General features: G+C 70.4%; 25 protein-coding genes and 1 pseudogene. 3 read left to right on the forward strand and 23 right to left on the reverse strand.

What is annotated here, in order from left to right:
• Positions 1 to 40 precede the first annotated feature (40 nt).
• Positions 41 to 991: an RluA family pseudouridine synthase gene (locus tag AB0950_RS23540; RefSeq protein ID WP_360161132.1), complete on the forward strand. Its 951-nt coding sequence runs from the start codon at positions 41 to 43 to the stop codon at positions 989 to 991.
• Positions 992 to 1,084: 93 nt separating this feature from the next.
• Here the strand turns inward: AB0950_RS23540 and AB0950_RS23545 are convergent, their stop codons facing one another.
• The 16 genes from AB0950_RS23545 to AB0950_RS23620 form a co-directional block, all read right to left on the reverse strand.
• The gene (locus AB0950_RS23545) at positions 1,085 to 2,560 is read right to left on the reverse strand and encodes a cytochrome P450 (RefSeq protein ID WP_360161134.1); all 1,476 of its coding nucleotides are present in this window, start codon (positions 2,558 to 2,560) and stop codon (positions 1,085 to 1,087) included.
• 59 nt (positions 2,561 to 2,619) lie between these two features.
• The gene (locus AB0950_RS23550; protein ID WP_360161136.1) at positions 2,620 to 3,240 is read right to left on the reverse strand and encodes an ATP/GTP-binding protein; all 621 of its coding nucleotides are present in this window, start codon (positions 3,238 to 3,240) and stop codon (positions 2,620 to 2,622) included.
• Positions 3,221 to 3,637, reverse strand: coding sequence for a DUF742 domain-containing protein (locus AB0950_RS23555; protein WP_366779343.1), 417 nt, complete (start codon positions 3,635 to 3,637; stop codon positions 3,221 to 3,223). Before AB0950_RS23555 ends, AB0950_RS23550 begins: the two co-directional genes overlap by 20 nt.
• Positions 3,634 to 4,038 (reverse strand): roadblock/LC7 domain-containing protein, encoded by a 405-nt coding sequence (locus AB0950_RS23560; protein WP_360161140.1) that lies wholly within the window; start codon positions 4,036 to 4,038, stop codon positions 3,634 to 3,636. The genes AB0950_RS23555 and AB0950_RS23560 overlap by 4 nt, the downstream gene beginning before the upstream one ends.
• Positions 4,035 to 5,702 (reverse strand): ATP-binding protein, encoded by a 1,668-nt coding sequence (locus AB0950_RS23565; RefSeq protein WP_366779344.1) that lies wholly within the window; start codon positions 5,700 to 5,702, stop codon positions 4,035 to 4,037. Before AB0950_RS23565 ends, AB0950_RS23560 begins: the two co-directional genes overlap by 4 nt.
• A gap of 401 nt (positions 5,703 to 6,103) precedes the next feature.
• Positions 6,104 to 8,956, reverse strand: coding sequence for a DEAD/DEAH box helicase (locus AB0950_RS23570; RefSeq protein ID WP_360161144.1), 2,853 nt, complete (start codon positions 8,954 to 8,956; stop codon positions 6,104 to 6,106).
• A 91-nt stretch (positions 8,957 to 9,047) separates the two neighbouring features.
• Complete coding sequence (tatC, locus tag AB0950_RS23575; protein WP_360574024.1) at positions 9,048 to 9,989, reverse strand: twin-arginine translocase subunit TatC; 942 nt, start codon at positions 9,987 to 9,989, stop codon at positions 9,048 to 9,050.
• Positions 9,990 to 10,036: 47 nt separating this feature from the next.
• On the reverse strand, positions 10,037 to 10,324 hold the full coding sequence (gene tatA / locus AB0950_RS23580; RefSeq protein WP_360161148.1) for a Sec-independent protein translocase subunit TatA: 288 nt from the start codon (positions 10,322 to 10,324) through the stop codon (positions 10,037 to 10,039).
• Positions 10,325 to 10,607: 283 nt separating this feature from the next.
• Entirely contained in the window at positions 10,608 to 10,802 is a 195-nt protein-coding gene (locus tag AB0950_RS23585) for a hypothetical protein (protein ID WP_360161150.1), read from the reverse strand.
• A 42-nt stretch (positions 10,803 to 10,844) separates the two neighbouring features.
• A complete protein-coding gene (locus AB0950_RS23590; RefSeq protein WP_360161180.1) occupies positions 10,845 to 11,105 on the reverse strand; it encodes a hypothetical protein in 261 nt (86 codons plus the stop codon).
• Positions 11,106 to 11,247: 142 nt separating this feature from the next.
• Complete coding sequence (locus tag AB0950_RS23595; RefSeq protein WP_360161152.1) at positions 11,248 to 12,240, reverse strand: WYL domain-containing protein; 993 nt, start codon at positions 12,238 to 12,240, stop codon at positions 11,248 to 11,250.
• Between the two features lie 15 nt (positions 12,241 to 12,255).
• Positions 12,256 to 13,209 (reverse strand): WYL domain-containing protein, encoded by a 954-nt coding sequence (locus AB0950_RS23600; RefSeq protein WP_330341034.1) that lies wholly within the window; start codon positions 13,207 to 13,209, stop codon positions 12,256 to 12,258.
• Between the two features lie 182 nt (positions 13,210 to 13,391).
• Positions 13,392 to 13,763, reverse strand: a complete 372-nt coding sequence (locus tag AB0950_RS23605; RefSeq protein ID WP_360161154.1) for an FKBP-type peptidyl-prolyl cis-trans isomerase — start codon at positions 13,761 to 13,763, stop codon at positions 13,392 to 13,394.
• 121 nt (positions 13,764 to 13,884) lie between these two features.
• On the reverse strand, positions 13,885 to 14,889 hold the full coding sequence (locus AB0950_RS23610; protein WP_366779345.1) for an FKBP-type peptidyl-prolyl cis-trans isomerase: 1,005 nt from the start codon (positions 14,887 to 14,889) through the stop codon (positions 13,885 to 13,887).
• Positions 14,890 to 15,032: 143 nt separating this feature from the next.
• Entirely contained in the window at positions 15,033 to 16,394 is a 1,362-nt protein-coding gene (gene pafA, locus AB0950_RS23615; protein ID WP_330341031.1) for a Pup--protein ligase, read from the reverse strand.
• Between the two features lie 9 nt (positions 16,395 to 16,403).
• A complete protein-coding gene (locus tag AB0950_RS23620; protein WP_366779346.1) occupies positions 16,404 to 17,663 on the reverse strand; it encodes an MFS transporter in 1,260 nt (419 codons plus the stop codon).
• A gap of 94 nt (positions 17,664 to 17,757) precedes the next feature.
• Here AB0950_RS23620 and AB0950_RS23625 point away from each other — a divergent pair, with 94 nt between their 5' ends.
• Positions 17,758 to 18,774 (forward strand): LacI family DNA-binding transcriptional regulator, encoded by a 1,017-nt coding sequence (locus AB0950_RS23625; RefSeq protein ID WP_366779347.1) that lies wholly within the window; start codon positions 17,758 to 17,760, stop codon positions 18,772 to 18,774.
• Between the two features lie 79 nt (positions 18,775 to 18,853).
• Here the strand turns inward: AB0950_RS23625 and prcA are convergent, their stop codons facing one another.
• The 6 genes and pseudogenes from prcA to arc form a co-directional block, all read right to left on the reverse strand.
• Entirely contained in the window at positions 18,854 to 19,606 is a 753-nt protein-coding gene (gene prcA, locus AB0950_RS23630; RefSeq protein WP_360161161.1) for a proteasome subunit alpha, read from the reverse strand.
• Between the two features lie 61 nt (positions 19,607 to 19,667).
• Entirely contained in the window at positions 19,668 to 20,513 is an 846-nt protein-coding gene (gene prcB, locus AB0950_RS23635) for a proteasome subunit beta (RefSeq protein WP_360161163.1), read from the reverse strand.
• Positions 20,465 to 20,668, reverse strand: a pseudogene (locus AB0950_RS23640) (endonuclease domain-containing protein); the annotation flags it as partial. The pseudogene AB0950_RS23640 and the gene prcB, both read right to left, overlap by 49 nt.
• 111 nt (positions 20,669 to 20,779) lie before the next feature.
• Positions 20,780 to 20,998 (reverse strand): ubiquitin-like protein Pup, encoded by a 219-nt coding sequence (locus AB0950_RS23645; RefSeq protein WP_069781834.1) that lies wholly within the window; start codon positions 20,996 to 20,998, stop codon positions 20,780 to 20,782.
• A 172-nt stretch (positions 20,999 to 21,170) separates the two neighbouring features.
• A complete protein-coding gene (gene dop / locus AB0950_RS23650; RefSeq protein WP_360161166.1) occupies positions 21,171 to 22,682 on the reverse strand; it encodes a depupylase/deamidase Dop in 1,512 nt (503 codons plus the stop codon).
• Between the two features lie 232 nt (positions 22,683 to 22,914).
• Positions 22,915 to 24,681 (reverse strand): proteasome ATPase, encoded by a 1,767-nt coding sequence (arc, locus tag AB0950_RS23655; protein ID WP_360161168.1) that lies wholly within the window; start codon positions 24,679 to 24,681, stop codon positions 22,915 to 22,917.
• Between the two features lie 527 nt (positions 24,682 to 25,208).
• On the opposite strand from arc, the gene AB0950_RS23660 reads away from it, so the two are divergent.
• Positions 25,209 to 25,511 carry a ferredoxin gene (locus AB0950_RS23660; protein WP_360161182.1) on the forward strand — a complete coding sequence of 101 codons (303 nt, stop codon included), beginning with the start codon at positions 25,209 to 25,211 and terminating at the stop codon, positions 25,509 to 25,511.
• Between the two features lie 19 nt (positions 25,512 to 25,530).
• Here the strand turns inward: AB0950_RS23660 and AB0950_RS23665 are convergent, their stop codons facing one another.
• The gene (locus AB0950_RS23665) at positions 25,531 to 26,112 is read right to left on the reverse strand and encodes a hypothetical protein (RefSeq protein WP_366779348.1); all 582 of its coding nucleotides are present in this window, start codon (positions 26,110 to 26,112) and stop codon (positions 25,531 to 25,533) included.
• Positions 26,113 to 26,398: the final 286 nt, after the last annotated feature.

Genomic DNA, 26,398 nt, shown 5'->3' on the forward strand with positions numbered 1-26,398 from the left:
CCCGCCGCCCACCGAATTCGGCCTCGTACCCTTGACCCCGATGAGACGCCGTACGCCGCCCCCGCCCGCCCCGCTCCCCCAGCGCGACGGCGTCGACGCCGTGCGGGTGCGGCTGCCGTACGGCGGGACGTGGGCCACCGTGCGGGAGCATCTGGTGCAGCGGCTGACGGGAGCCGCGCCCGGCATGGTCGAGGCGATGTTCGACGCGGGGTCGGTCGTCGGCGCCGACGGGCGGCCGGTGCCGCCGGACGCGCCCTACGTGCCGGGGATGTTCGTGTGGTTCCACCGCGAACTGCCGGCCGAGGTTCCGGTGCCGTACCCGGTGGAGGTCGTCCACCAGGACGAGCACATCGTCGTCGCCGACAAGCCGCACTTCCTGGCCACCACCCCGCGCGGCAGCCATGTCGCCGAGACCGCGCTGGCCCGGCTGCGCAGCGAGCTGGGCCTGCCGGCGCTGACCGCCGCGCACCGCCTCGACCGGCTGACGGCGGGGCTGGTGCTGTTCACGGTCCGGCCCGAGGAGCGCGGCGCGTACCAGACCCTGTTCCGGGACCGGCGGGTGCGCAAGGAGTACGAGGCGGTCGCGCCGTACGACCCCGCGCTGGAGCTGCCCCGGACCGTACGCAGCCGGATCGTGAAGGAGCGCGGAGTGCAGGCGGCCCGGGAGGTGGAGGGCGAGCCGAACGCCGAGACGTACGTCGAACTGGCCGGGCGCCGGGGCGGTCTCGCCCGGTACCGGCTGCTGCCGGCGACCGGGCAGACCCATCAGCTGCGGGTGCATCTGAACGCGCTCGGCGTACCCGTCCTCGGCGATCCGCTGTATCCCGAGGTGACCGCCCCGGTGCCGCCCGGCGACTTCCGGCGCCCTCTGCAACTGCTCGCCCGCAGGCTGGAGTTCACCGATCCGGTCACCGGCGTGGAGCACACGTTCGTCAGCGGACGCGTGCTCCAGGCGTGGGAGTCGTACGACGCCTGGGCCGGCCGGGGCTAGAGACGCACCGAACGCGCGTGAGGCCGCGTTGACGTACGGTTGCCGCCTCACACGGCCGGCGGCCGCGCCCGCCGCCTCACCGCGAAGCGGCCGTCACTCGCCCCGCCACCAGTCGAGCAGCCGCCGCCAGACGCCCGGCCGGCGCGGCGCCGTCTGCGGTGCCGCGGCGAAGGGCGCGGGCGCGGCGGGGTGGGCGGGCTCTGCGGCAGCGGTCCGGCCGGGGACCTGGGCGCCGGTCTGCCAGGTGCGCTGCGGCGGGACGGCCGCGGGTTTCGGCAGCATGTTGACGTCCTGCTGCGGCTTCGGCTCGAAGCGCACGGGCAGGGCCACCAGGTGCCGCGAGGCGATGGACGAACGCCAGCGCAACTCCTCGACAGCACAGTCGAGTTGGATGTCGGACAGCCGCGTCAGCAGCGCGTCGACGCCGACGTCGGCGATGGCCCGGCCGATGTCCTGGCCGGGGCACTCGTGCGGGCCGCCGCCGAAGGCGAGGTGGGAGCGGTTGCCCTGCATGCTCGCGGACAGGTCGGGGCGGATGCGCGGGTCGAGGTTGCCCGGCGCGGGCGCGAACAGCAGCCCGTCGCCCTTGCGGATGCGCTGCCCGCCCAGCTCGGTGTCCTGCTTGGCGTAGTAGCCGAACACGGTGCTGAACGGCGGCTCGTCCCACAGGGACTGCTCGATCGCCTCCGGCACCGTCATCTGGCCGCCGCTGAGCCGGGCGCGGAAGCCCGGCTCGGTCAGGACCATGCGCAGCGCGTTGGCGAGCAGGTTCGCGGTGGCCTCGTAGGCCGCGAAGAGGACGAGCCGCAGGTGTTCGCGGACCTCGTCGTCGCCGAGTCCGGCGGGGTGGGCGATGAGGTGGCTGGTGAAGTCGTCCTCGGGCTGGGCGCGGCGCCGGGTGGTGAGCCGGCTCAGCGCGTCCATGACGTAGGCGTGGCTCTGCAGGGCGGTCTCGGTGCCCTTCAGGGCGTCCCGCGCGGCCTGCACCATCCGGTCGTTGTACTCCTCGGGCATGCCGAGGATCTCGCACATGACGGCCATCGGCAGATGGTCGGCGAACTGGGAGACCAGGTCGGCCCGGCCGCGCTCGCAGAACCTGTTGACCAGGCCCTGGGTGTAGCGGCCGATGTGACGGCGCAGGGTGCGGTGGTCGATGGGGGCCATGGCCGCGGTGACCGCCGCGCGCAGCCGCTCGTGTTCGTCGCCCTCGGCGTGCGAGCAGATCGGCTGCCAGGCGATGTGCGGCATGAGCGGGTGGTCGGGTTTGACCATGCCCTCCTGCAGCGGGCTCCAGATCCGGCTGTCCCGGGTGTAGAGGGAGGGGCTGCGCACCAGGTGCTGGTTCTCGGCGTGCCCGAGGACCACCCACATCGGTACGTCGTCGTGGAGCAGCACGGGCGCCACGGGGCCGTGCTCCTCGCGCAGCCGTTCGTAGAGGGCGCCCAGGTCCTCGGCGTCGGGGCCGTAGAGCCGGCGCAGCCCGCCGGGGCCGAGGCCGTGCGCGGGGCAGCCGGGCGGCGGTCCGGGGGTGGGGTCGGTGTCGGTCAGCGAGGGGGTTTCAGACGTCACGGTGTCGCTCCGGAGCGATAAGGACGGTGCGGGGGTCGGGGTCGTCGGTCGGCGCGCGGTCAGGCGAGGGCGCGGGACAGGGCGATGGAGTGCAGGAAGCGCATCAGGGTCATCAGGACCTCCTTGCTGGAGGCCCGGCGGCGTACGTCGCAGTCGACGATCGGGATCTCCGGGGTCAGGTCGAGCGCGGTGCGCAGTTCGTCGACGGGGTAACGGGGCGCGTCCGGGAAGGAATTGATGGCGACGACGAAGGGCACGCCGCGTTCCTCCAGCCGGCCCATCACGTCGAAGCTGACCTCCAGGCGCCGGGTGTCGACGAGGACGACCGCGCCGAGCGCGCCCTCGAACAGCCCGTTCCACAGGAACCAGAAGCGCTCCTGGCCGGGGGTGCCGAAGAGGTAGAGCACCAGTTTGTCGCTGATGCTGATCCGGCCGAAGTCCATGGCCACGGTGGTCGCCGTCTTGGACTCGGAGCCGTAGTTGTCGTCCACGCCGATGCCGGCCTGGGTCATGGTCTCCTCGGTGGTCAGCGGTCTGATCTCGCTGACGGAACCAACCATGGTGGTCTTGCCGACGCCGAAGCCCCCCACGATCACGATCTTCACCGCGGCCTGGGCGGTGTGCGGCAGGTGGTCCTCGGTGCGTGGGCCGGGGATGGTGTCAGAGGCGTTGAAGTCCATGCATCACCGCTTCGAGGAGTGAACGGTCGGGGAGCGCCTGGCGGACGACCGGGGCGCGCACCTGCACCAGTTCGGCCGTGATCAGCTCCGTGATCAGGACGGTCATCGCGCTGAACGGCAGGTTCAGGTAGGCCGACAGCTCGGCCACGGACAGGGGGTTGGCGCACAGCCGCAGGACGGCGGTCTGCTCCGGTGAGGCGGCCGGCTCGGGCGCGTCCCGCGCCACGATCAGCGTCACGAGGTCGAGTTCGGCGCGTGCGCCGTCCTCGGACCCGGCGACGGCGTAGAGCCGTTCGGGGTTCTTGGGCGGGGCCTGGCCCTCCGCGGGCGGGGGCGGCGCCGGCCGGGGTGTCGGTGGGGGGGCCGGCTCGCGCCGTTTGCGTCGTGGAGGAGTCATACGGTCTGCCCGTTCCGCCGCGGCGGACTGGTGAGATGGGCGCCGATCCGGACGACGAGGTCGCGCATCATGCCGCTCATCCGGCCGGGTTCGCAGGTCACGTCGGCGAGGACGGCGAGGTAGGCGTTGTCTCCGGCGTTCATGAGGTAGAAGTAGCCGCCGTCGATCTCGAAGACGACGACCTTCAGGTCACCGGCGCCCGGCAGTTCCTGGATGATGGCGCCGGCCAGGCTCTGCACGCCCGCGCAGGCGGCGGCCACCCGGTCGGCGGCGTCGGGTTCGCCGCCGTAGCGGGCGATGCGCAGCCCGTCCGCGGAGAGGACCACGATCATCTCGATGCCCGGCACGCCGTCGTTGAGCTGCTTGAGCATCCAGTCGATGTTGCCTCGCTGCTGGATCACTTGAGGTCCCCCTCGTCGTCGGCCTCGATGGCGCCCTCGGCGGGCTCGTCCGCGTAGTCGTTGAGCAGGTGCACGTACTTTTCCGGGTGCCGCGTGAAGTCGGTCAGTTCCGGCCCGGTGGCGTCCTCGGGCATGCCCTTGCGCAGGCCGTTCCAGAAGTCCTCGATGCCCTGGCCGATGGGCCGCTCCCTGAGCTTCTTGATCTCGGGGTCCATCTCGGGCTCGGGTTCGGGCCGGGGCTGGGACCAGATCGTCGGCCTGCCCTCGCGCTCGGCCTGCTCGATCTCGGCCTGCTCGGCGAAGCGCTGGCTGATCGGGGTCTTCACCCGGCTGCGGCGCTGCGGCAGGCCGCCGGCCGTCCACTCGGTGACCACCGGGACGTCGTCCTCCATGGAGATCCCGGCCGGGATCTTGGGGCTGGTGGGGCGGCGCCGCTTGGGCGGGCGCTTGGGGCCCTCGACGGCGCCCAGCTCGGGCATCGGGGTGCCGGTCGCACCGATGCCGTGGGCGGCGCCCACGCCGGGCTCGGTGGTCGTCATCACGCGCGGCACGATGAGGATCGCGCGGCAGCCGCCGTAGGCGGAGGCCCGCAGCGAGACCTCCATGTCGAACATCCGGCACAGCCGTCCCACGACGGCGAGGCCGAGGCGCGGGCTGTCGCCGAGGTTGTGCGCGTCGTCGAGGTTCTTGGCGTCCTCGATCATCTTCTCGATGCGGGCGCGGGACTCCTCGGTGAGGCTGACGCCGGCGTCCTCGATCTCGATGGCGATACCGGCCTGCACCTCGGTGGCGGTGACGTGCACCTTGGCCGTGGGCGGCGAGTAGCGGGTGGCGTTGTCGAGGAGTTCGGCGGCGGCGTGGATGACCGGCTCGACGCTGGTGCCCTTGATGTTGATGTTGACGATGGAGCTGAGCTGGATGCGGCGGTACTCCAGGATGCGCGACATCGCGCCGCGCAGCGTGCTGTAGAGGGAGACCGGCAGCGGCCACTGGCGACCGGGTCGGCCGGCGCCGAGGACGGCGATGGTGTCGGCGAGACGGCCGATCAGCGAGGTGCCGTGGTCGATGCGCAGCAGGTCGTCGAAGACCTCGGGGTTGCGGCCGTGGTCCTCCTCCATCTCCCGCAGTTCGTTGGACTGCTGGTGGACGATGGCCTGGACGCGGCGGGCGACGCTCACGTAGGAGCGCTCGGTGGCGTCGCGCATCGAGATCTCGCGGTCGGCGCCGCGCATCGCGGCCCGGAACATCTCGCGGTAGGAGTCGGGCAGGCCGCGCAGTTCGGGGTCGACGTCGTAGCCGTTGACCATCACGTCGCGCAGCGGTTCGCCGGCCCGCAGCCGCAGATGGCCGTTGGGGATGACCTCGGTGGCGAAGCGCATCATCAGCTCGTCGTGGGCGGCGAGCCGGTGCTCCAGATACGCGGTGTGCCGGGCGTTCTCGGCCCGTTCGGCGCGCAGCGTCCTGCCGCGGCGGGCGGCCTCCGCGCCCGTGGCGACGATCAGGAGCAGGGCCACGGCGCCGACCGCGCCGACGGCGATCCGGGCCGACGCCGGGCCCAGGGCGAGGGCCGCGCCGATCGCGGCGGCCATCACTATGGCCGGCGGCAACAGCACGCGCGCGTAGGGACGTTCACGGCCACCGGGAGGCTTCTGCACACTCACCATGGATGCCTTCTGAGACGAATCGGCTGGGTGTCGGAAGAGCTTGCGGGGGGAAGGTTCATGGAACTGTCGGGATCTAACGCATCATTGGGAACAGGCGCACGAATTCACCTCAACTGGGTGCGCCGCGGGCGAGCTTAGTCCGACCGGATCATCGCCGTGTCATATTCGGCAAGCACCTGAAATCGCCCGTACGACAGGAGTACGCTCGGCTCCATTTATACGAAGGGCGTTCGTTCGAACACGTTCGGTCACGCCGTACAGGCATGCGAAAGCGACTCACCGTGATGAGTGAATGAGCAGGTGAGTCGCGGCCCGTCAGGGCGCCGGGTGGGGCAACGCGGAAGCGGGCGCGGGGAACTGCGCGGCCGGCCGCAGTTCACCCGCACCCGCGATGCGGCGGATCAGCCGACCGACGAGTAGGCGACCACGCCCCGCAGCAGCTGATCCGTGGCCTTGCGCGCGGCCTTCCCCACGGTCGAGCCCTCCCCGGGGGCCGCCGCGGAGATCTGGCCCAGCACGTCGATGACCTGCTTGCACCACCGCACGAAGTCACCGGCGGGCATGTCCGCCTCGCGCAGCACCTCGTCCAGCGCCTTGCCCGAGGCCCACATGTACGCGGCCCACGCGAAGCCCAGGTCGGGCTCGCGCTGCCCGACGCCCTCGGTCTGGCTGATCCGGAACTCCTCCTCCAGACCGTCCAGCCGGCCCCAGATGCGGATCATCTCTCCGAGCGCGGCCTTCGCCTTGCCCGAGGGCAGCTTGGGCGCCAAGGCGTCGTCGCTGACCCGCGCCTCGTACACCAACGCCGAGACGCAGGCGGCGAGTTCGGCGGGGCTGAGCCCCTCCCAGACCCGCTCGCGCAGGCATTCGCTGGCCAGCAGGTCCAGTTCGCCGTACAGCCGGGCGAGCCGTCTGCCGTGCTCGGTGACCTCGTCGCCGCGCAGATAGTCCAGCTCGGTCAGCAGCGCGACGATCCGGTCGAAGGTCCGCGCGATGGTGTTCGTACGGCCCTCGATACGGCGCTCCAGCTGCGAGGTGTCGCGCAGCAGCCGGTGGTAGCGCTCGGCCCAACGGGCGTGGTCCTCGCGGTCGTTGCAGCCGTGGCACGGGTGGGCGCGGAGCGCGGTGCGCAGCCGGGCGATCTCGCGGTCGTCGGCGGCCTGCGAGCGCTTCTTGCGGGCGCGCTCCGGCGGGATGTGCCCGGCCTTGGTGCGCAGCGCGGACGCGAGGTCGCGGCGGGACTGCGGCGAGCGCGGGTTGAACGACTTGGGGATCCGCATCCGGTCCAGCGGCTCCACCGGCACCGGGAAGTCCATCGACGCCAGTCGCTTGACCTGCCGTTCGGCGGTCAGCACCAGCGGGCGCGGGCCGTCGTGGTGGTCGAAGCCGCGGTGGCCGTTGGAGCGGCCCGCGGGCAGGCCCGGGTCCAGCACCAGCGCGAGGCCCGCGTACTTGCCCGTGGGCACATGGATGACGTCGCCCGGCTTCAGCTTCTCCAGGGCGACGCTGGCCTCGGCGCGACGCTGGTTCGCGCCCTGCCGGGCCAGCTCGGTCTCCCGGTCCTTCAGCTCGCGGCGCAGCCGCGCGTACTCCTCGAAGTCGCCGAGGTGGCAGGTCATGGAGGCCTTGTAGCCCTCCAGGCCCTCCTCGTTGCGCTGTACCTGCCGGGAGATGCCCACGACCGACTTGTCGGCCTGGAACTGCGCGAAGGAGGTCTCCAGCAGCTCGCGGGAGCGGTGCCGGCCGAACTGCTCGACCAGGTTGACCGCCATGTTGTACGACGGCTTGAAGCTGGAGCGCAGCGGGTACGTGCGCGTGCCCGCGAGACCGGCGAGGTGCTCGGGGCTCATGCCGCGCTGCCACAGCACGACCGCGTGGCCCTCGACGTCGATGCCCCGGCGGCCGGCGCGGCCGGTGAGCTGGGTGTACTCGCCGGGCGTGATGTCGGCGTGCTGCTCGCCGTTCCACTTGACGAGCTTCTCCAGCACGACCGAGCGGGCCGGCATGTTGATGCCGAGCGCGAGGGTCTCGGTGGCGAACACCGCCTTGACCAGGCCGCGCACGAACAGCTCCTCCACGACCTCCTTGAAGGTCGGCAGCATGCCCGCGTGGTGGGCGGCGATGCCGCGCTCCAGGCCCTCCAGCCACTCGTAGTAGCCGAGGACGTGCAGGTCCTCCGGCGCGATGTGCGCGGTGCGCTCCTCGACCAGGGCGCGGACCTGCTCGCGCGCCTCCTCGTCGTTGAGCCTCAGGCCCGCGTACAGGCACTGCTGGACGGCGGCCTCGCAGGCGGCGCGGCTGAAGATGAAGGTGATCGCCGGGAGCAGGCCCTCGGAGTCCAGGCGCTCGATGACCTCGGGCCGGCCCGGTGTCCACACCCGCGAGCGCTGCCGGCGCTCGCGCTCCCGGTCGGCCTCGCGCATGGACCTGCCGCGTCTGCGGTCCTGGTACGACGGTCTGGTGGCCTCCATGCGGGCCAGGCGGACGAGGTCGGGGTTGACGGCCTTCTTGTGGCCCTCGCCCTCCTCGAACAGGTCGTACATCCGCCGCCCGGCGAGCACGTGCTGGAACAGCGGCACGGGCCGGTGCTCGGAGACGATCACCTCGGTGTCGCCGCGGACGGTGTCCAGCCAGTCGCCGAACTCCTCGGCGTTGGAGACCGTCGCCGACAGTGACACCAGCGTCACCGACTCGGGCAGGTGGATGATCACCTCTTCCCAGACGGCGCCGCGGAAGCGGTCGGAGAGGTAGTGCACCTCGTCCATGACCACATAGCCGAGGCCCAGCAGGGTCTGGGAGCCGGCGTAGAGCATGTTCCGCAGGACCTCGGTGGTCATCACGACCACCGGTGCCTCGGAGTTCACGCTGTTGTCGCCGGTGAGCAGGCCGACCTTGCCGGTGCCGTAGCGGCGGCACAGGTCGGCGTACTTCTGGTTCGACAGCGCCTTGATGGGTGTCGTGTAGAAGCACTTCTTGCCCTGCTGCAGGGCGAGGTGGACGGCGAACTCGCCCACGATCGTCTTGCCGGAGCCGGTGGGCGCGGCCACCAGGACGCCCTTGCCCGCCTCGAGTGCCTGGCAGGCCTCGATCTGGAAGGGGTCGAGGCCGAAGTCGTACATCTCGCGGAAGGACGCGAGCGCGGTGGCCTGCTCGGCTGCCCGCCTGCGGGCTGCCGCGTACCGCTCGGCCGGTGAGAGGTCCTCTGTCATCGTGCTTTCGAGCGTACCGGGCCGCACTGACAACAGGACGATCATTATCCGGAACGTCGGCCGGCCTGCGACGACGGATGCCCCCGTCCCTTCGGGGGGCGGGGGCATCCGTCGTGGTGGTCCGGTGCGGAGCGGCTCAGGTCACGTCGTCGTAGCCGTTGACGTGGTCCGTGCCCGGCGGCTCGGGGGCGCCGCTGGCGGTCACCGGCTCGATCTCGCCGATGTCCTCGGGGGTGAGGTCCAGCTCGGAGGCCTCGTCGTCGGCGGGGCCCTGGGCCTCCCGGCGCGCCCGGCGGCGGTCGTTGAACAGCGAGACGGCCACGGCGATGAAGAACAGCAGCCAGATCGGCGCCGCGAGCGCCAGCATCGAGATCGGGTCGGCGCCGGGCGTGGCCACGGCGGCGAAGGCGGCGATGCCGACGACCATGCCCCGCCACCAGCCGAGCATGCGCCTGCCGGAGACGATGCCGGTGAGGTTGAGCATGACGAGCAGCAGCGGCATCTCGAAGGCGAGGCCGAAGACCACCACCATGCGCGTCACGAGGTCGAGCATGTTGTCCAGCGGCAGCAGGTTCTCCGCGCCCTTGGGCGTGAGATCGATCATCACCTTCGCCGTGGTGGGCAGCACGTGGTAGGCGACGTAGCCACCGCCGATGAAGAGCGGGAAGCCGAAGCCGACGAAGCCGTACGCGTACTTCTTCTCGTGGCGGTGCAGGCCCGGCGCGACGAAGGCCCACAGCTGGTAGAGCCAGATCGGCGACGCCACCACGATGCCGGCGGTCAGCGAGGCCTTCAGCGCCAGGGTGAAGGGCGTCAGCAGGCCGCTGACCGTGAGGTGCGCGCAGTGGACGTTCTTCGACTTGGCCAGCTGCCCGAAGGACTGCGAGCAGCCGACCGAGCGCAGGAGCGGCTCGGTGATGAAGTTGATGATGTCCTGGTAGAAGAACGCGGCCACGATCGTGACCACCAGGATCGCCAGGACACCCTTCGCGAGCCGGTTGCGCAGCTCACGCAAATGATCCGCGAGCGGCATCCGCCCCTCGGGATCCCTCTCCTGCTTGCGGGCAGACTTGAGCAACCCACATCCTCATCTCGTGCAGCGGACCGGATGCCCCGGTCCTCGCGTCAGCGCTGGGTGGTCGTGTCCGTCGGCTCGCTGACCGGCCGGGAGCTGGTCACGTCGCCGGGCGCGGCCTGAATGGTGCGCTGGGCCGGGGTCTGCTCCTCGGCGGGCTCTGCGGAGTTGTAGGCCTGCTTGCCCTCTTCCTTCATCGCCTTGGCCTCGCTCTTGAGGATGCGCGCCGACTTGCCGAGCGAGCGTGCCATGTCCGGAAGCTTCTTGGAGCCGAACACGAGGACGATCACCAGAATCAGCAACACAATGTGCCACGGCTCAAGTGCGTTGCGGAACATAAGTCTTCACCTTCTCACTGAGGCGGGGCGGCGGGGCATGTCCGACGGGTCGGACAAGTGTCTGACCATCGTGCTGGCAGCGATCGTAGCGCCCAGGGGTGAACGTAGGACAATCCCCGTGCGTACTCCCGCTCTCCGTGCGGACCGCGCCTCAACTCTCCGGGCCGCGATCTGCAGCGTACCTGGACGGACCGGTCGGGTGACAGGGCGAAGTGACCCAAAGCGCATGACCCGGAGGTCCCACCGCACGTCGAGGGCCCCTGCCGCGCCGGCCTCCGGCTCGTCACAGCGCATCGACGGCCTGTGCCGCGCTGACCGCGGCCCGCTCCAGGTCCTCCGCCGCCCTGTTGATCCGGCGCGCGGAGTCCGCGACCTGCTGCCCGAGGCGCCGGGCCTCCACAAAGACCCGGACGGCGAGCACCCCCAGCACCGCGAGACCCAGGAAACCCAGCGCTACCGCGAACATCGCCCAGAACATGACGTCGAGACTAGACCGTCCCCGGCGGCGGACCCCAGCCGCCTACACCGTGGAGTGCAGCCTGAGCGTCCTGACCCCGCCGCCCGTGAGCAGCTCGACGATGCGCTCCCCCGCCGGCTTGCGGACGGCCGCACCGCACTCGGGGCAGGTGAAGGAGTAGAACGTGGTCCGGCTGGTGGCGCCGATGGCGAGGCGCAGCGCGCTCGCGGCGAGCTCGAAGCGGCCCCGGCAGTCCGGGCAGCCCGCCCTGAACACCACGGGGACCGCTCTTCTCATCCCGGCGAAGGCGGCCGCCACCGTCATCTCACCCGCACGCTCGCTCACAGGCCTCGCTCCTCCTCGTGGTCGTTCGCCCGCCGGCGATGCGCCCTTGCCGGCTGCGGCGCCATCGTGGCCGGTCGCGCAGTTCCCCGCGCCCCCTCGGGGCGCTCGGCGCCCCGGCCGCTCACGCCGGCTGCGCCGTGTCGTACGCCGCCAGCGCCTCCGCCGCCGCTCTGCGGGCGCTGTCGGCCAGCTCCGGCGGGGAGACGATCCGCCCGTCGCGGCCGAGCCGGAGGGCCAGCCGGCGCAGCGAGGCCGGATCCGGGGTGCGCAGGGTGATACGCAAACCGCCGTCGGGGAGCTCATCGGCGCTGTCGTGGGGGTAGTACTCGGCCACCCAGCGGCCGCCCGGACCGACCTCGACCACGACCTCGGGGTCCTCGGCGGCCGGCTGCACCAGGGCCTCGGACAGATCGCGCAGCTCCATCTCGGGCGGCGCCGACGGCTCGTCCAGGATCCGGATCTCCGCGACCCGGTCCAGGCGGAAGGTGCGCCGCGCCTCGGAGCGGCGGCACCAGGCCTCCACATAGGTGTGGCCGACGCTGACCAGGCGGATCGGGTCGATCTCCCGCTCGGTGACCTCGTCGCGGGCCGGGGAGTAGTAGCGGATCCACAGCCGGCGGCGCTCGGAGATCGCCCGGTCGACGTCGGCGAAGACCCCGCCCTCGGACTCGAAGGTCACCGACAGCCGGGAGCTGGCGCCGGCGGCCTCACCGGCGGCGGTCTCCACCTTGGCGGTGGCCCGCAGCAGGGCCTGCCGGTCGCTCTCGCGCAGGCCCGGCAGTGTGGAGACGGCACGCGCGGCCACCAGCAGCGCGGTCGCCTCGTCGGCGGCGAGCCGCAGCGGCTCGGCCGCGTCCTCGCCGAGCGCGGCCGGGTTGTGCCACCAGATCCGCTCGCCGTCGGTGTCGATGTCCAGCAGATCGCCGCCGCGGAAGCTGGTGCCGCACATCGGCAGCAGATCCAGGTCGGCGACCAGCTCGTCCTCGGTGATGCCGAAGGCGCGCGCCACGTCCGCGATCCGCGCTCCGGGGCGCTCCCTGAGATAGGTCACCAGGGACAGCATCCGCCGGGTCTGGTCGATGGCGTTCACGGTCCTGACCGGTTTGCCTGCCACAGTCCTGCTCCCCCCTCAGCCCTTGGCCACGGCGCGCAGCCGGTCCACCACGTCCGCGCGCAGCTCGGCCGGCTCCAGGACCACCACGTCCGGCCCGAACTCCACCAGCCAGGCGTCCAGGCCGTGCCCGTACGGAATCTCCAACTCGTCCCAGCCGTCGCCGAGTTCCCGCACCCGGGTGGCCTTCGCCCGAAGGGGGTAACCGGCGCCGGAACGCAGCCGGATCAGCGCCGTGCCGTCGGCGATCTCGCCCGCCCAGCTCGCGACGGTCTCGCGCACGGTGACGACGTCGGGCACGGGCGCGGTGAAGCCGGTGCCGCGCGAGCGGACCCGGCCGGTGATCCGGGACAGCCGGAAGACGCGCTCGGCGCCCCGGTCGCGGTCCCAGCCGGCCAGGTACCAGTGGCCGCGCCAGCACTCCAGTGCCCAGGGCTCGACATGCCGGGGCTCGGGGTGGGCGGCGGAGGCCTTGCGGTAGTCGAAGACGACCGGGCGGCGGTCGCGGCAGGCCAGCATCAGCGGCTCGAAGGCGGCCTCGTGCACCGGGATACGGGGTTCCAGGGCGCCGTGCGCCTCGTACGGGTCGACGTCCTCGGGCAGCCCAGCGGCCCGCAGCTTCTGCAGGGCGCCGCTCGCCGCGCCGGCCAGGCGGGCCTGCTGCCACACCTTCGCGGCGAGCCCGAGCGCCGCGGCCTCCTCGGCGTCCAGGGTGATGGGCGGCAGCCGGTTGCTGTCCCGGCGGGCGAGATAGCCGACCTCGCCGTCCAGGTTCTCGACCGTCTCGATCACCAGGCCCAGCTCGCGCAGGTCGTCCTTGTCCCGCTCGAACATCCGGTTGAAGGAGTCGTCGCTGCCCGCTTCGAGGTAGGCCTCGATGGACTCGCGCAGCTCACGCTTGCTCAGAGGCCGCCGTGTGCCGAGCAGACACAGCGCGAGGTTCATCAGCCGCTCGGCCTTGGCAATGGCCATCGACGCCCTTCGCCTTTCCTATGGTGCTTCCGACCGATGACCGTACCGCTCCGGGGGGCACCGGCAAAAGCCGAGGGCCCATGCCCGCACAGGCATGGGCCCCAGGTGATCGGATCCGGTCGGATCCGGCCGTTCGATCAGGTGACGGTCCCGTGGGGACCGGGCGGGGATCCGGCGGGGGATCAGACGCCCAGCAGGTCCACCACGAAGATCAGCGTCTCGCCCGGCTTGATCGCCGGGGTCGGGCTCTGGTTGCCGTAGGCGAGGTGGGCGGGGATGGTCAGCTGGCGGCGGCCGCCGACCTTCATGCCCTGCACGCCCTGGTCCCAGCCCGCGATGACCCGTCCCGCGCCCAGCGGGAAGCGGAACGGAGTGCCGCGGTTCCAGCTGGCGTCGAACTCCTCGCCGGTGCTGAAGGCGACACCCACGTAGTGGACGGTGACGGTCTGGCCCGCCTGCGCCACCGGCCCGTCACCCTCCCAGATGTCCTTGATCTCCAGGTCGGCCGGGGGCTCGCCGCCCGGGAAGTCGATCTCGGGCTTCTCGATGCTCACGTCAAAAGCTCCTGCTTGTGTACGACACGAAACGCCGACAGTCTTTCATCCCGGCTGCTCGCCGCCCGCCACGGACACCGTCCCCGTCACCGGAGGCCGGCAGGGAGACGGCCGCCGCCGGCTACATCGCCGCGAGGATGTCCACCGTGAACACCAGCGTCGAGCCCTTCTTGATGACACCGCCGCTCGGCGGAGTGTCGCCGTACCCCAGCTCCGGCGGCACCACGATCAGCACCCGGCTGCCCACCTTCTTGCCGGTCAGCCCCTGCGCCAGCCCCTTCACCGCCTGCTGCATCTGCTCCAGCGCGAACTGGCTCAGCCGGCCCGAACCATACGTCCGCTGAAACGTCTTGCCACCGTCCCACACCAGGCCCTGGAACTGGCACAGCACCGTCTGGTCGGCCTTCAGCTCCGGCCCGTCGCCCTCGAGGACGTAGGTCGACACCAGCTTCTTCGGCGCCGCCGTCTTCGGGACCGTGACCTTCGGGACCGCGCCGTCGGTGTTCGTGCCCACCTTCGGCAGCGCGGCGTCCGTCTGCGGCACCGCCCTGCCCTTCGCCGAGCTCTTGGAGTTGAACGATTCGATCAGATCGATGACGAAGACCAGCGTGTCCGTGCCCTTGATCCCCGCATGCGGATTGCCTTCCTTGCCATAACCCCAGGTCGGCGGCACGGCCATCAGCACCCGGCTGCCGGTCTTCTTCCCCGCCAGCCCGTACCGCCAGCCGTCGATGATGCTGCCCTGGGCGAGCTGCATCACCAGCGGGCTCTTGCGGTCGTAGGAGTTGTCGAAGACCTTGCCCGTGTCCCAGATCTGGCCCAGGTAGTTCGCCTGGATGAAGTCGTTCTCCGCGACGGCACGGCCGCCGCCCGCGATCACCGTCTTCACCGCCAGGTCCTTCGACGGCGCGCCCGGGCCCTTCGCCACGGCCGGCTTCTCCCCGAACTTCGTGCCCCCCGTGATCGCCGGCAGCGGAGCGTCCACGATCTTCGGCGGAGGAGCCGTCGACACCGACGGCGACGGCGAGGCACTGGCCTTGCTGGATCCGGACTTGCTGTCACCGCACGCGGACACAGTGACCAGTCCGGCGGGAACGGCGGCGAGGAGAAGTGAGCGTCGGCGCACGGAAGAGCCTCGTAATCGGTCGATCTTGCGGATGGCGTGCGCGCAACTCTACGGCGTGAGAAGGGCGCCGTACGAGAAACGTACGACGCCCGTGTGGCGTTCCGGCATTTCACACCGAAAACGCTTGACTCACCCCTCTTGCACTACATTCCGGCGATCAGCTTCTCCACCCGGTCGTCCACCGAACGGAACGGGTCCTTGCACAACACGGTGCGCTGCGCCTGGTCGTTGAGCTTGAGATGCACCCAGTCGACCGTGAAGTCCCTGCGCTGTTCCTGTGCCCGCCGGATGAAGTCGCCGCGCAGCCGCGCCCGAGTCGTCTGCGGCGGAACGGACTTGCCCTCGAAGATCTTCAAGTCGTTGCAGACCCGGGCCGCCTGCCCCTTCTTCTCCAGGAGGTAGTACAGGCCACGACGACGGTGGATGTCGTGGTAGGCGAGGTCTATCTGCGCGACCCGCGGATGCGACATCGTCATGTTGTTCTTCGACCGGTACCGCTCGATGAGCTTGTACTTCATCACCCAGTCGATCTCGGTGGCGATCCGGTCCAGTTCCTCGGTCTCGATCGCGTCCAGCGTGCGGCCCCACAGCTCCAGGACCTGCGCGACCGTGCCCGTGCGGATCCCGCGGCGGTCGCAGAAGTCCACGGCCTTGTCGAAGTACTCCCGCTGCACCTCCAGCGCGGAGGCCTCGCGGCCGCTCGCCAGCCGCACCTTGCGCCGGCCGGTGATGTCGTGGCTCACCTCGCGGATCGCCCGGATCGGGTTCTCCAGCGTCAGGTCACGCATCACCGTGCCCGCCTCGATCATGCGCAGCACGAGATCCGTCGCGCCGACCTTCAGCAGCATCGTCGTCTCGGACATGTTGGAGTCACCGACGATGACATGCAGCCGGCGGTAACGCTCCGCGTCCGCGTGCGGCTCGTCACGCGTGTTGATGATCGGCCTCGAACGGGTCGTGGCCGAGGACACACCCTCCCAGATGTGCTCCGCCCGCTGACTGACGCAGTACACCGCACCACGCGGCGTCTGCAGCACCTTCCCCGCGCCGCACAGCAGCTGCCGTGTGACCAGGAACGGGATCAGGATGTCCGCGAGCCGCGAGAACTCCCCGTGCCGCGCCACCAGATAGTTCTCGTGGCAGCCGTAGGAGTTGCCCGCCGAGTCCGTGTTGTTCTTGAAGAGGTAGACGTCGCCCGCGATTCCCTCCTCGTGCAGGCGTCGTTCCGCGTCCACCAGGAGTCCTTCGAGAATGCGCTCGCCGGCCTTGTCGTGGGTGACCAGTTCGATCACATTGTCACACTCGGGTGTCGCGTATTCCGGATGTGAGCCCACGTCGAGATACAACCGGGCGCCGTTTCGCAGAAAGACATTGCTGCTGCGGCCCCATGACACGACACGGCGGAAGAGGTACCGCGCCACCTCGTCAGGAGACAGGCGCCGCTGTCCCCTGAACGTGCACGTGACGCCGTACTCGTTCTCCAGCCCGAAAATGCGGCGGTCCATGAGTGAACATTACGCCCGATCCCCCGAGCTGAAACGGGGTTCGACAGCACGATTTGGATCATTTTCCGATGAAGACGCAACGACCTCGTCCCGCACGGGACCTGTGAGGACCCGCCCCGTGGCCAGCAGCACCAGCAACGACACCGCTCCCGCCGCTCCCGGAACCGCGAACCCCCACACCGTGCCACCCGCCTGGACCACCGGCCCCGCCACGCCCGTCCCCACCGACGCGCCCACCGTGAACGTCGTCACGAGCCACGAGAACGCCTCCGTCACCGTCCCGCTCGGCGCGTGCCGGTCCACGATGATGAACGCGCACGCGATGCACGGCGCCAGGAACACCCCGGAGAGCACCGACAGCAGCACCATGGGCACCGCCCCCGGTGTCAGCGTGAGCGGCAGGTAACACACCGCCAGGAGAGCGACCAGCACCCGCAGTCGCCGCTCCGGCGAACCACCCCACGCACGGGCCCCGTACACCGAGCCGCCCACCAGCGCGCCGAGCCCCAGCCCCGCCATCATCCAGCCGTAGACCGCGTCACCGCCGTGACCGTCGGCGTACGACACGGACGCCACCGTGATGGAGCCCAGCGCGATCCCCACGAACAGAAAGGCGCCCAGCAGGGCCAGCAGGCCCGGTGAGCGCAGCGCGCCCAGCCAGTGCGCCTCACGCGGCGCCGACCGCCACGCGCGCGAGGGCGGCGACACCACCACCGACAGCGCGCCCAGCACACCCAGCAGGTTCAGCACCAGCAGCGCCGCACGCTCGTCCCACAGCGACACGCACAGCGTCACCAGCAGCGGCCCCACCGTGAACATGATCTCCTGCGCGATCGCGTCCAGGGCGTACGCCGTGTGCACCCGCTCCTCCCCGCGCAGCACCGACGGCCACAGCGCCCGCAGGCCGCCCTCCAGCGGCGGCGTGAACAGGCCCGCCGCCCCCACCGCCGCGTACGCCAGCGGCAGCGGGCCGGTGCCGCAGAAGGCGAACACCGCCATCGACGCGGCCGCCAGAACAGCCGCCGGCAACTGCACGCGCGGCTGGCCGTGCAGATCCACCAGCCGGCCCAGCACCGGCTGCCCGACGGCGTTGGCGACGCCGTAGACGGCCGCCAGGGCGCCCGCGAGGCTGTAGGTGCCTCCTTCGGCGCGCACGAACAGCACCAGCGCGATCGCGGCCGTCGCGTTCGGCAGCCGCCCCACCAGGGTGCCGGTGAGCAGCCGGAGCGCGTGCCGCGCCCGGAGTATCTCCAGATAGCCCGTGGCCATGTGCCGCCCTCCAGCCGAAGTTTTACGTATAACCCCCGTCGTCATACGTACCATGTGCCCAGTTCGGACGTCCACACGAAGAGGCAGGCCCCCGGTGGCACGCAGCAGCACCCGCCCGACCAGCCGCGACGTCGCCCAGGCGGCCGGAGTCTCCCAGGCCGCCGTCTCCCTCGTCCTCGGCGACAAATGGCGCGGCCGCGTGTCCGAAGCCACCGCCGCACGCGTCCGCGACGCCGCACGCGACCTCGGCTACCGGCCCAACCTCGCCGCCCGCAACCTGCGCCTCGGCCGCACCCGTACCGTCCTGCTCGTGGTCCCCGCCCTCACGACCGAGTTCTTCGCCGGCGTCTACACCGGCGCCGCCCGCGTCGCCGCCGACCACGGCTTCGGCGTCGTCCTGTACCCCTCCCCCGAGGGCGTCGGCCCCGCCCGCGACCCCTTCGCCTCCGCACAAGCCGCCCTCGACGGCGTCATCGCCTCCTCCATGGCCGCCGACGCCCTCACCGCCATCCGCGGCGACCAGCTCCCCCTCGTCATGCTCGACAGCGACCCCCACGGCAGCCTCGGCGCCGCCACCGTCAACCTCGACATCACCGACGGCATCCGCCAGGTCACCGAGCACCTGATCGCCCTCGGCCACCGCCGGATCCTGCACCTCGCCGCCGACGTACCCTCCTGGACCTTCGAGATCCGGGCGAGAGAACTGGCGGCGCGCATGGCGGCCGTACCCGGCGCGGAGGTCCGTACGGCGCGAGCCCCGATCTCCATCGAGGGCGCCCTCACCGCCACCGAGGCCGCGCTCACCGCACCCGGACCCCGGCCCACCGCCATCGTCTGCGACGACGACAAACTCGCCGCCGGCGCCTACAAGGCCCTGCGCCGCCTCGGGCTGCGCATCCCCGACGACATCTCCGTCACCGGCGTCGACGACCTCGGCCTCGCCACCGCCATCGACCCCGAACTGACCACCGTACGGCTCGACGCCGAACGCTTCGGCGAACGCGGCATGCACGCCCTCCTCGCCGTCCTGGACGGCCGCGAACCCGACAGCGGGGACATCCCGGTCCAACTGGTCGTCCGCGGCTCCACGGCCCCGCCGACGGCCTCCTAGACCCCCGCAGCCCGCAACGCCGTGTGCCCCGGCCGAAGCGCGGCCGGGGCACACACGAGCAGTCGATCGAGTGACGACGTCACTCCTCCTCGGAACCGTCCTCCTCGGCACTCTCCGCCTCCGTGGACGCACCGTCCGCCGCCAGCAGACGCGACAGCTGACGACCCACGATCCGCTTGAACTTGCGCCGCTGCGGACGCGTACGGTCCAGCACCGCCACCTCGAGACGCTCCGCGGGGATCTCCCGCTCGCTGCCGTTGGTGTCACGCGACAGCGCCTGCACCGCCAGCTTCAGCGCCTCCGCCAGGCTCATGCCGTCGCGATGCCGCTGGTCGAGGAAACTGCTGATCTGCTCGGCATTGCCGCCCACCGCGACCGAACCGTGTTCGTCCACGATCGAACCGTCATGCGGCAGCCGGTAGATCTGGTCACCCGCCGGCGTCTCCCCCACCTCGGCGACGACCAGCTCCACCTCGTACGGCTTCTCGGCCGCCGAGGAGAAGATCGTGCCCAGCGTCTGGGCGTACACGTTCGCCAGGCCACGGGCGGTCACATCGTCACGGTCGTAGGTGTAACCCCGCAGATCGGCGTACCGCACACCGCCGATCCGCAGATTCTCGTACTCGTTGTACTTGCCGGCGGCCGCGAAACCGATCCGGTCATAGATCTCGCTGAACTTGTGCAGCGCACGGGACGGGTTCTCACCGACGAACACAATGCCGTCGGCGTACTGCAGCACGACCAGGCTCCGGCCACGCGCGATGCCCTTGCGGGCGTATTCCGCCCGGTCGGCCATGGCCTGCTGAGGTGAGACATAGAACGGCGTCGACACCGGTTATCCGTCCCTTTCTGTCATGGTCACTGGATCACCTTCAAAACAACCGGGGCCCGCCTCAGAGCAGGGCCGCCTTCGGGCCGTCTGGCTCCTCCAGCCGCCGCTGCAGCACCGCACGGGACAGCTCGGAGGCCTCGTCCTCCGTCAGCCGGCGGAAACCGTCCTCGGTGATCACGGTGATGATCGGGTAGATCCGGCGGGCGACATCGGGACCACCGGTCGCCGAGTCGTCGTCAGCCGCGTCGTACAGAGCCTGCACCACCAGCGTGGCGGCCTGCTCCTCGGTCAGATCGTCACGGAACAGCTTCTTCATCGCACCGCGCGCGAAGATCGAGCCAGAACCCGTCGCCGCGAAGTTGTGCTCTTCCGAGCGGCCGCCCGTCACGTCGTACGAGAAGATCCGCCCCTTCTCCCGGTCCACGTCATACCCCGCGAACAGCGGCACCACGGCCAGGCCCTGCATCGCCATGCCCAGATTCGACCGGATCATCGTCGACAACCGGTTCGCCTTGCCCTCCAGCGACAGCTGCGCACCCTCGACCTTCTCGAAGTGCTCCAGCTCCAGCTGGAAGAGCTTGACCATCTCCACCGCGAGACCGGCGGTGCCGGCGATACCGACGGCCGAGTACTCGTCCGCCGGGAACACCTTCTCGATGTCCCGCTGAGCGATCACGTTGCCCATCGTCGCCCGGCGGTCGCCGGCGAGCACCACGCCCCCGGGGAACGTCGTGGCGACGATCGTCGTCCCGTGCGGCGCCTCGATCACACCCTGCGTGGGCGGCAGCTGCCGGTTGCCGGGCAGCAGCTCGGGCTGGTGCTCGGAGAGGAAGTCCATGAAGGAGGAAGACCCTGGCGTCAGGAAGGCAGCTGGTAGACGCCCGGTGCCACGAGAGTTGGCTTCCACAAGGTTCCTTCCAGATAGGCGGCGGCTCGGCGTACGACTTCGGTGTCGTCCCTCAACAGGCCGATGCCGGAATTGCAGTTGAAGCACAGTACGCCACGGACCCTACCCGTGTTGTGGCAGTGATCCACATGCGCGGGCGGAGCGGTGAGACCGAGCCGCGAAGGATGCGCGCGGCCCGGTCTCACCGCACCGCGCGCAACGCTTCACGTCCGACTCGTCCGCCACCTCGAAACCCCACCCACCTTCGCTCCGAAGGGAGAACCGGCCTACTGGCCACCCTTCTGAACGAAGGAGCGCACGAAGTCCTCTGCGTTCTCCTCGAGGACGTCGTCGATCTCGTCCAGGACGGAGTCCACGTCGTCGCTCAGCTTCTCGTGCCGCTCCTTGAGGTCCTCCGAGGCCTGCGCTTCCTGCGCCTGCTCCTCGACCTCTTCGGTCGCGCGCGTGGCCTTCTGCTGGCCGCCGCCGGTGTCCTTGGTTGCCATAACCCTCACCCCGCTCAGTTCGCCTGCCGATCGGTGATGATCAGACCCTACAAGCCGGGTCTGACATCGGCCCCGCAGTTTCTCCAACGTACGGGGGCCACCTCGATGATTCCCGGGCGGTGGGGTTTCCACCCTGTCCGCCCGGGCCGCACCGAGTACCCCCCTGGCCCGCTCACCCGCCGGACAGGACCCTGACCAGGTCTTCCGCCGTGCGGCAGCGGTCCAGCAGCTCCTTGACGTGATTTCGCGTTCCGCGTAGCGGTTCCAGGGTTGGAACGCGCTGCAAAGAGTCCCGGCCGGGGAGGTCGAAGATCACCGAGTCCCAGCTCGCCGCCGCGACGTCGTCGGCGTACTGCTCCAGGCAGCGCCCGCGGAAGTAGGCCCGGGTGTCCTCCGGCGGCTTCCTCATGGCCCGCTCGACGTCCGCCTCGTCCAGGAGCCGCTTCATGCGGCCGCGGGCGGCGAGGCGGTTGTACAGGCCCTTCTCGGGGCGTACGTCGGCGTACTGCAGGTCGACGAGGTGGAGCCGGGCGGCGTCCCAGTCCAGGTTGTCGCGGCGGCGGTAGCCCTCCATGAGCTCCCGTTTGGCGACCCAGTCGAGCTCGCCGGCGAGGCTCATGGGGTCGTTCTCGAGCCGGGTGAGGGTGTCCTCCCAGCGGGTGAGGATGTCCTTGGTCTGCTCGTCGGCGTTCTCGCCGTAGCGCTCCTCGACGTACTTGCGGGACAGCTCGTAGTACTCCATCTGGAGCTGTACCGCGGTCAGGGTGCGCCCGCTGCGGAGCGTGACCAGGCGCTTGAGCGACGGGTCGTGGGAGACCTGGTGCAGGGTGCGGACGGGCTGGTCCACGGCGAGGTCGACCGCGATGAAGCCGTCCTCGATCATGGACAGGACCAGGCTGGTCGTGCCCAGCTTGAGGTAGGTGGAGATCTCCGAGAGGTTCGCGTCGCCGATGATCACATGCAGGCGGCGGTACTTCTCCGCGTCGGCGTGGGGTTCGTCCCGGGTGTTGATGATGGGCCGTTTGAGGGTGGTCTCGAGGCCCACCTCGACCTCGAAGTAGTCGGCGCGCTGGCTGAGCTGGAAGCCGTGTTCGTGGCCGTCCTGGCCGATGCCGACGCGGCCGGCGCCGGCGAAGACCTGGCGGGAGACGAAGAAGGGGGTCAGGTGGCGCACGATGTCCGAGAAGGGGGTCTCCCGCTTCATCAGGTAGTTCTCGTGCGTGCCGTAGCTGGCGCCCTTGTTGTCGGTGTTGTTCTTGTACAGGTGGATGGGCTGGGCGCCGGGGAGCTGGGCGGCGCGCTCGGCGGCCTCGGCCATGATGCGTTCCCCGGCCTTGTCCCACAGGACGGCGTCGCGGGGGTTGGTGACCTCGGGGGCGCTGTATTCGGGGTGGGCGTGGTCGACGTAGAGCCGTGCTCCGTTGGTCAGGATGACGTTGGCGAGGCCGATGTCCTCGTCGGTGAGCTGGCTGGCGTCGGCGGCCTCCCGGGCGAGGTCGAAGCCTCGCGCGTCGCGTAGCGGGTTCTCTTCCTCGAAGTCCCAGCGGGCCCGGCGGGCCCGGTGCATCGCCGCCGCGTAGGCGTTGACGATCTGGGACGAGGTGAGCATGGCATTGGCGTTGGGGTGGCCGGGGACGGAGATCCCGTACTCCGTCTCGATGCCCATTACTCGCCGTACGGTCATGCGGCCCTCCTTGCCCGGCGGCACCCTCGGTCGTGGGCGCCGCTCACGTACCGCTGGCGCTCCGGTGCGTGTGCGGTGCCCGTCCCCGCACTGCGCGACTCGGCGGTAGGAACGAGCCTAGAACGCCTTTGCGCTGGTGGGGAGATCATTTGCGTCATTGCCTGCTCCGGTCGTGGCCAGAAAAACAGTCGGCTGCGGGTACCCGGTGAGGGCACCCGCAGCCGCCCCGCCGTTACAGGTACTGACCGGTGTTCGCCACCGTGTCGATGGAGCGTCCGGTGTCCGCGCCCTGCTTTCCGGTGATGAGGGTACGGATGTAGACGATCCGTTCGCCCTTCTTTCCGGAGATGCGGGCCCAGTCGTCCGGGTTGGTGGTGTTGGGCAGGTCTTCGTTCTCCTTGAACTCGTCCACGCAGGCCTGGAGGAGGTGGGAGACGCGGAGGCCCTTCTGGCTCTTCTCGAGGAAGTCCTTGATCGCCATCTTCTTGGCGCGGCCCACGATGTTCTCGATCATGGCGCCGGAGTTGAAGTCCTTGAAGTAGAGGACTTCCTTGTCGCCGTTGGCGTAGGTGACTTCCAGGAAGCGGTTCTCCTCGGACTCGGCGTACATCTGCTCGACCGCGGTCTGGATCATGCTCTGCACGGTGGAGGCCCTGTCGCCGCCGTGCTCGCCGAGGTCGTCGGCGTGGAGCGGGAGGCGCTCGGTGAGGTACTTGCCGAAGATGTCCTTGGCGGCCTCGGCGTCCGGACGCTCGATCTTGATCTTCACGTCCAGCCGGCCGGGGCGCAGGATGGCGGGGTCGATCATGTCCTCGCGGTTGGAGGCGCCGATGACGACCACGTTCTGCAGGCCCTCCACGCCGTCGATCTCGGCGAGCAGCTGCGGGACGATGGTGTTCTCCACGTCCGAGCTGACGCCGGAGCCGCGGGTGCGGAAGAGGGACTCCATCTCGTCGAAGAAGACGATCACGGGTGTGCCCTCGCTGGCCTTTTCACGAGCACGCTGGAAGACCAGGCGGATCTGCCGCTCGGTCTCGCCGACGTACTTGTTGAGCAGCTCGGGGCCCTTGATGTTGAGGAAGAAGCTCTTGCCTGCGGCCTGGCCGGTGACCTCGGCGACCTTCTTGGCCAGCGAGTTCGCGACAGCCTTGGCGATGAGCGTCTTGCCGCAGCCGGGGGGGCCGTAGAGCAGGACGCCCTTGGGCGGGCGCAGCTCGTGCTCCTTGAACAGGTCGGGGTAGAGGTACGGCAGCTCGACCGCGTCGCGGATGGCCTCGATCTGGTTGCCGAGGCCGCCGATCTGGTCGTAGCCGATGTCGGGGACCTCTTCGAGGACCAGTTCCTCGACCTCGCTCTTGGGGACGACCTCGTACACGTACCCCGAGCGGGGTTCGAGCAGGAGGGCGTCGCCGGCGCGGATGGTGGTGCCGAGCAGGGGCTCGGCGAGCCGTACGACCCGCTCCTCGTCGGTGTGCCCCAGGACGAGGGCGCGCTCGCCGTCCTCGAGGATCTCCTTGAGGGTGACGATGTCGCCGACGCGCTCGTACTCCATGGCCTCGACCACGTTGAGCGCTTCGTTGAGCATGACTTCCTGGCCGCGCCTGAGGTCGTCGAGGTCGACGCTCGGGCTGACGTTCACCCGGAGCTTGCGGCCGCCGGTGAAGATGTCTGCGGTGCCGTCTTCGTTGGCTTGCAGGAAGACGCCGAAGCCGGCCGGCGGCTGGGCGAGCCGGTCGACCTCTTCCTTGAGGGCCACGATCTGGTCGCGGGCCTCGCGGAGGGTGTTGGCCAGCCGTTCGTTCTGGGCGGACACGCCGGCCAGGTTGGTCTGCAGCTCGACGATCCGCTCTTCGAGAATCCTCGTGTGCCGCGGAGAGTCGGCGAGCTTGCGTCGCAGGACGGCGATCTCCTGCTCAAGGTAGGCGATCTGCCCGGCCGGGTCGTCGGACCCTCGTCCCGGGCGGATGCCGCGGTTCATGTCGTCGTCGTGGGCTGCCACGGTCCTCACCTCCTCCAAGGGGAGCTGGACGCTTCCAGACCCTACCTGGGTGGGTGTCGATTGAAACCCCTAGATCACAAAGACTGTCAAGGTGTGTCGTCGGTCACCCGTTGCGCTCTCCCTCGCACGGAGGGGATACCCACTCAACGTGATATGGAAGCAGCTTGTTCCGGGCATCGCGTGGTCAAAACCCTTCGGTAGTGGCCGGAGTTGTCCGTTCCGGGCGGGTGGTTGTGGTAACGGGTGGCCGGTGGGCGCTCTGTGCGCATCACGCAGAGCGACGGCCCGGGCGGTGGGTGTCACGTCCGGCAACGGCTTGAACTCGTCGGGTGCCGTGGCCGGTGACGGGTGTCTGCGTCCTGGATCGCCGCTGGTACCCGGGCGGGCGGAGGCGGAAACCACCGGTGCCGGTGGGGCGTGGGTGGCCGGCGGGCGGAGGTAGGGTCGGAGTGTTCAACAGCCGCTGGTGCGGACCCGGCTGGCCCTGGTGGCGCCGGTTCCGCCCGGTGTTCTCGACGGCAGGAGAGGTGACCGTGCAGCAGGAGGCCCCGGGCGGGGAGACGCTGGAGGTCTGGATCGACCAGGATCTGTGTACCGGCGACGGGATCTGCGCGCAGTACGCCCCTGAGGTGTTCGAGCTGGACATCGACGGGCTGGCCTATGTGAAGGGCGCGGACGAGGAGCTGTTGCAGGCTCCGGGTGCCACGGCGCCGGTGCCGCTGCCGTTGCTGGCGGACGTGGTGGACTCGGCGCGGGAGTGTCCCGGCGAGTGCATTCATGTGCGGCGGGTTTCGGACAGCGTCGAGGTGTACGGGCCCGACGCGGAGTGAGTCCGGGCCGGGCCCTGTTTCAGACGCTGTGGGTGTCGGCGGGTGTGGTGCGGAGGAACGCGGTGCCGTTCCAGTGCCAGGCGGTCGGGGTCTTCAGGTCGGGGCAGCAGTTGGGGACGGCGTCGGAGGAGTAGCCGAGGAGGGTGGCCGAGACCGTGCCGGCGCGCAGGGAGAAGTCGGTGACGGTGAGCCGGTCCTCGGGGTCGACGAGCGTGGCGACGATGCGGGGTGCGGCGCTGTCGGCGGAGCGGGTGAGGACGTAGACGCCGTCGGGCGGGGTGCCCATGGTGGCGTCGCAGTGGACGACGGCGACGGTTTCCGGTCTGCCGTCGCCGTCGAGGTCTCCGGTGGCTTTCCTGGCGACCACGGCTTTCGTGGGTCCGCAGTGCAGCGGGAAGTCGACGCCGGTGGTGCCGGGCGGTGCGGCGGCCGCGGGGGCGGTCCTTCGGTGGGCGTCGGTGTGGGTCTGGGCGGCCGTGGCCGATCCGGGCTGGACGACGGAGGACAGGGCGACGACGCCGGCGACGGCCGTGGCCGTGGCGACCCAGTGGATGGGCCGGGTCTGGACGTGGGCGAGCTCCGGAACGGCGGATTGCTGCACTAGGAGTGTCTCCTGTGAGGGCTGTGCCGGTGGGGGTGGCCAGCATGGTGCCACACGTCACAGTGCGGGGGAACGGCGGGGTGGAGGATTCCCGCAGGCTGGGCCCGCGCGCGTGGCGGGGGTTGGGGCCGTGGGGGACGGGGATCCTGGTGCCGTGTCAACGCACGGGCGCCGTGCCGCAGTTCCCGCCGGTGTGGGGGAACTGCGGCAGTCCCGCATGGCCCTTGGGGACAAGGCCGTCAACGGCGGCGCTGCCCCGCACCTGCTGCGTCAGGGCCTGGACAAG

The organism is Streptomyces sp. NPDC007189 (assembly GCF_040703635.1).
Lineage (GTDB): Bacteria > Actinomycetota > Actinomycetes > Streptomycetales > Streptomycetaceae > Streptomyces.

What these genes read in the sequence shown, in the direction of transcription:
- AB0950_RS23540 (WP_360161132.1), top strand. Translation starts at nt 41, where the DNA reads ATGAGACGCCGTACGCCGCCCCCGCCCGCCCCGCTCCCCCAGCGCGAC.
- AB0950_RS23550 (WP_360161136.1), bottom strand. Translation starts at nt 3,240, where the DNA reads ATGGACTTCAACGCCTCTGACACCATCCCCGGCCCACGCACCGAGGAC.
- AB0950_RS23555 (WP_366779343.1), bottom strand. Translation starts at nt 3,637, where the DNA reads ATGACTCCTCCACGACGCAAACGGCGCGAGCCGGCCCCCCCACCGACA.
- AB0950_RS23565 (WP_366779344.1), bottom strand. Translation starts at nt 5,702, where the DNA reads ATGGTGAGTGTGCAGAAGCCTCCCGGTGGCCGTGAACGTCCCTACGCG.
- AB0950_RS23570 (WP_360161144.1), bottom strand. Translation starts at nt 8,956, where the DNA reads ATGATCGTCCTGTTGTCAGTGCGGCCCGGTACGCTCGAAAGCACGATG.
- tatA (WP_360161148.1), bottom strand. Translation starts at nt 10,324, where the DNA reads ATGTTCCGCAACGCACTTGAGCCGTGGCACATTGTGTTGCTGATTCTG.
- AB0950_RS23585 (WP_360161150.1), bottom strand. Translation starts at nt 10,802, where the DNA reads ATGTTCTGGGCGATGTTCGCGGTAGCGCTGGGTTTCCTGGGTCTCGCG.
- AB0950_RS23590 (WP_360161180.1), bottom strand. Translation starts at nt 11,105, where the DNA reads ATGACGGTGGCGGCCGCCTTCGCCGGGATGAGAAGAGCGGTCCCCGTG.
- AB0950_RS23600 (WP_330341034.1), bottom strand. Translation starts at nt 13,209, where the DNA reads ATGGCCATTGCCAAGGCCGAGCGGCTGATGAACCTCGCGCTGTGTCTG.
- pafA (WP_330341031.1), bottom strand. Translation starts at nt 16,394, where the DNA reads ATGGACCGCCGCATTTTCGGGCTGGAGAACGAGTACGGCGTCACGTGC.
- AB0950_RS23620 (WP_366779346.1), bottom strand. Translation starts at nt 17,663, where the DNA reads ATGGCCACGGGCTATCTGGAGATACTCCGGGCGCGGCACGCGCTCCGG.
- AB0950_RS23645 (WP_069781834.1), bottom strand. Translation starts at nt 20,998, where the DNA reads ATGGCAACCAAGGACACCGGCGGCGGCCAGCAGAAGGCCACGCGCGCG.
- dop (WP_360161166.1), bottom strand. Translation starts at nt 22,682, where the DNA reads ATGACCGTACGGCGAGTAATGGGCATCGAGACGGAGTACGGGATCTCC.